Origin of the sequence: Novosphingobium sp. FKTRR1 (assembly GCF_020404405.1) — a bacterium.
Taxonomy (GTDB): Bacteria; Pseudomonadota; Alphaproteobacteria; order Sphingomonadales; family Sphingomonadaceae; genus Novosphingobium.
The window spans coordinates 1-3,055 of record NZ_JAIZDA010000080.1 but is presented as its reverse complement, the minus strand read 5'-3'; the positions used below and the strand labels follow the sequence as shown (position 1 = coordinate 3,055).

Annotated in this window: 4 protein-coding genes; all 4 read right to left on the bottom strand. The window is 62.4% G+C overall.

All coding sequences use genetic code 11. The features are described 5' to 3' along the window. Positions 1–27 precede the first annotated feature (27 nt). Genes LDN95_RS22950 through LDN95_RS22935 form a run of 4 tightly spaced genes read right to left on the bottom strand, consistent with a single transcriptional unit; the run spans position 28 to position 2,930 of the window. Positions 28–597, bottom strand: coding sequence for a plasmid pRiA4b ORF-3 family protein (locus LDN95_RS22950; RefSeq protein ID WP_226019814.1), 570 nt, complete (start codon positions 595–597; stop codon positions 28–30). Next, positions 594–2,144, bottom strand: a complete 1,551-nt coding sequence (locus LDN95_RS22945; protein ID WP_226019815.1) for an IS66 family transposase — start codon at positions 2,142–2,144, stop codon at positions 594–596. The genes LDN95_RS22950 and LDN95_RS22945 overlap by 4 nt, the downstream gene beginning before the upstream one ends. A gap of 40 nt (positions 2,145–2,184) precedes the next feature. Beyond that, positions 2,185–2,547, bottom strand: coding sequence for an IS66 family insertion sequence element accessory protein TnpB (tnpB, locus tag LDN95_RS22940; RefSeq protein WP_226019813.1), 363 nt, complete (start codon positions 2,545–2,547; stop codon positions 2,185–2,187). After that, positions 2,544–2,930, bottom strand: a complete 387-nt coding sequence (locus tag LDN95_RS22935; RefSeq protein ID WP_226019812.1) for a transposase — start codon at positions 2,928–2,930, stop codon at positions 2,544–2,546. The genes tnpB and LDN95_RS22935 overlap by 4 nt, the downstream gene beginning before the upstream one ends. Between the last annotated feature and the right edge of the window lie 125 nt (positions 2,931–3,055).

The window sequence follows — 3,055 nt, the reverse complement described above, 5'->3', positions numbered from 1 at the left end:
GTAAGCGTGGCCTGAGGGCCGCCTTGCTTATCGAGCCATGTTGATGGTGTGGGCGGCTTTGCCGGAGGCGCGGCGTTTGGCGAGCTTGGCCATGCGTGCGCGGATTTCGTGGGAACCAATATCTTCTGGATCGAAGGGGCGTCCATACCATTGCAGCACTGACTTGTGCTCTGGATGGCGCGGCTTTGCCATAGCCTCAAGAAACTCTTCGAAGCCCGGCGGACCGCCGACATCTTCGGGCGGTGCGTGGCGTGCGCCATCAACGAACCGCGGATAATCGATTGCTGGATTTGCGGGCCGTACCTCCTCAATGACGATGCTATGCCGCCAGTCGTCGCCAAAATCATAGGTGTAGGTGAAGGTTGCGATGCCGCGCTCGATGAGCTTGGCGAGCCGCAGGTTGCCCGCCTCGCGTGTCGGTGGATCCTGATAGTCGTCATCGAAGCGGAACAGATGGTAGTTCTCAAACAGCATGACGGCCTGGATCGCCAGATGCAGGGTCTTGAGGCTATTGGAGATAGGCAGTTCGACCCGCCGCCAGATGGCGGGCTTGATGTCGTCGAGTGTGATGCGAATCTGCGCGATCTGGTCGGTCATGCCGCCATGCTGGCGGGAGCAATATCCAATGTCCAGTTCCAGGGCATGAGTTCATCCCAGCGAGACGCTGGCCAGTCGCTGGCGATCTTCTCGATGACATCGGCGATATAGGCCTGCGGCTCAATGCCGTTGAGCTTGGCGGTCTCGATGACGGAATAGATGGCAGCGGCGCGCTCGCCACCGACCTTCGAGCCGGCGAACAGCCAGTTTTTACGGCCGATCGCGATCGACCGGATGGCGCGTTCGGCAATGTTGTTGTCGATCTCAGCTTTGCCATCGTCGAGGAAGATGGTGAGCGCCGCCCAGCGCTTGCGTCCATAGGCAAGTGCCTTAGCCATTGACGACTTGGGCGACAGGCGACGCAGCGCATCGTCGATGGCGGTTCGTAAATCTTCGATCAGCGGCTTGCTATGCTGTTGGCGATGCTGGCAGCGGACATCGGGAGGTTGCCCGCGAATATCGGCTTCATGCCGATATAGCTGCGCAATCCTATCCAGCAGATCAGTGGTAAGCGGCGTCGGATGGCCCAAATGGTTCTCGAAGATCTTGCGCCGGAAATGCGCCCAGCAGGCGACTTCCCTTACCCTGCCGCTCGCATAGAGCTTGTCATATCCGGCATAACCGTCGGCCTGCAGCAGACCGGTGAAGGACTTGAGCTCGCCCTGCGGATGGATGCCGCTGCGGTCGGATGTGAACCGGTACCAGACCAGCGCCGGGCAGGTCACGCCCGATGCACGGTCATCGACGACATAGGTCCACAGCCGCGCAGTGGCCGTCCTGCCCTTGCCGGGATCGAGCATCGGTACAGGCGTATCATCGGCGTGGATCTTGTCGGCCTTGAGACCTTCTTCGCGGATACGGCTGACGATGGGATCGAGCAGTGCGGCGGCCTGTCCGGCCCAACCGGCCAAGGTCGATCGGTCGATCTCAATACCCTGCGCCGCCATCATCTCGGCTTGGCGGTAGAGCGGCAGATGATGATCGAACTTGTTCACGACCACATGGGCTAGCGTTGCGAAGCTCGCCTTGCCGCGGGCAATCGCCTTGGGCGGCACCGGGGCCTGGACGATCCTATCGCAGGACCTGCAGCTATACTTGGGACGCACGGTCCGCATGACCCGCCACTGCACAGGCAGCACATCGAGCATCTCGTCGCTGTCCTCACTCAGCGGGCGCAGCGCGCCGCCGCAATCGGGACAGGTGCAGGTGCCAGCTTCCGGCTCGAGCCGGCGTTCCTCGCGCGGCAGATGCCCCGGCAACGACCGGATCGGTATAGGCTGGTCACCCCGGTCAACACAGGGCTTGCGAGCGTCGGCAAGCTCGGCTTCGCCCTCCAGTTCTTCCAGCGCCAGTTCCAGCTGCTCGATCTGCAGGGAGAGCTTCTCGGACGACTGGCCGAAAGTCATGCGGCGAAGGTTGGCAAGCTGGACGCGCAGCGCTGCAATGAGGCTGTCGCGCGCCGCCAATGCCGCTTCCAGCTCGGCGATCCGAGCGTCCTTGTCGAGGAGGGAAGAAGCAATGTCCGACACGGCGAACTGATAGCACAAAGCGCCACTTTGCGCCACAAAAACAACGGTAATCTGCCGATTATCCAGCCAGGCATGGTGCCGCCGTCCGTTCCGGACGGCGCCAATCAATGCCCTCCAGCAGCATCGACAACTGGGCCGCACTAAGGGTCACCTTGCCCGTCGTCGTCGCCGGCCAGATGAACTTGCCCCGGTCCATCCGCTTCGAGAACAGGCATAGGCCCTGACCGTCATACCAGAGCAACTTGACCAGATCGCCGCGACGCCCACGAAAGGCAAACAGCGCACCGCTATGCGGACTCTGCTCGAGCACCTGCTGCGCCATCACCGCCAGGCCGTCGAACCCCTTGCGCATATCGGTCGCTCCGCAGGCCAGGAATATACGGGTGGAGCCTGTGCCCGCAAAGCCGGGGAGCGGGATCATCGCCTCAGAACGCCGAGCACCCGTGTCAAGGCGTCGGCATCTACCGCCGCGTCCACGGTCAGGCGGACGCCTGACGGTAACTCGATCCCGATCTGGCCACAGGTGGATACAGGTTGAGGCAGCGCCATGGCCGGTGCCGACGGCCCGGCAACTTCGACCTCGGCAAATGATGGCAGCGCAGGCGGCTGCACTCCGGTCAACTCGCCAGACATCGCCTGTCGCCGCCACGTGTAGAGCTGGCCGCTGCCAACCTCATGCCGCTCGCATGCATCGCGAACCGATCCACCAGATCCGAACGCATCCCGCAGGATCGTCAGCTTCTGCTCCACCGTCCAACGTCGCCGACCCGATACCCGGCCAACGACTTCGATCCGAGTGGTCATACGACCGCTCGTATGATCACTTGCTCCATCAAGCTCGCTATCGTCCAACGTCACCGCTCCCAAAAAGAGCGGCAATCAGCCTATCGCAAGCCCGCAACGCAAGGCGGCCTCCAGGCCACGCTTAC

Coding starts and splice junctions, on each gene's coding strand:
- tnpB (WP_226019813.1), bottom strand. CDS start 2,547: ATGATCCCGCTCCCCGGCTTTGCGGGCACAGGCTCCACCCGTATATTC.
- LDN95_RS22950 (WP_226019814.1), bottom strand. CDS start 597: ATGACCGACCAGATCGCGCAGATTCGCATCACACTCGACGACATCAAG.
- LDN95_RS22935 (WP_226019812.1), bottom strand. CDS start 2,930: ATGACCACTCGGATCGAAGTCGTTGGCCGGGTATCGGGTCGGCGACGT.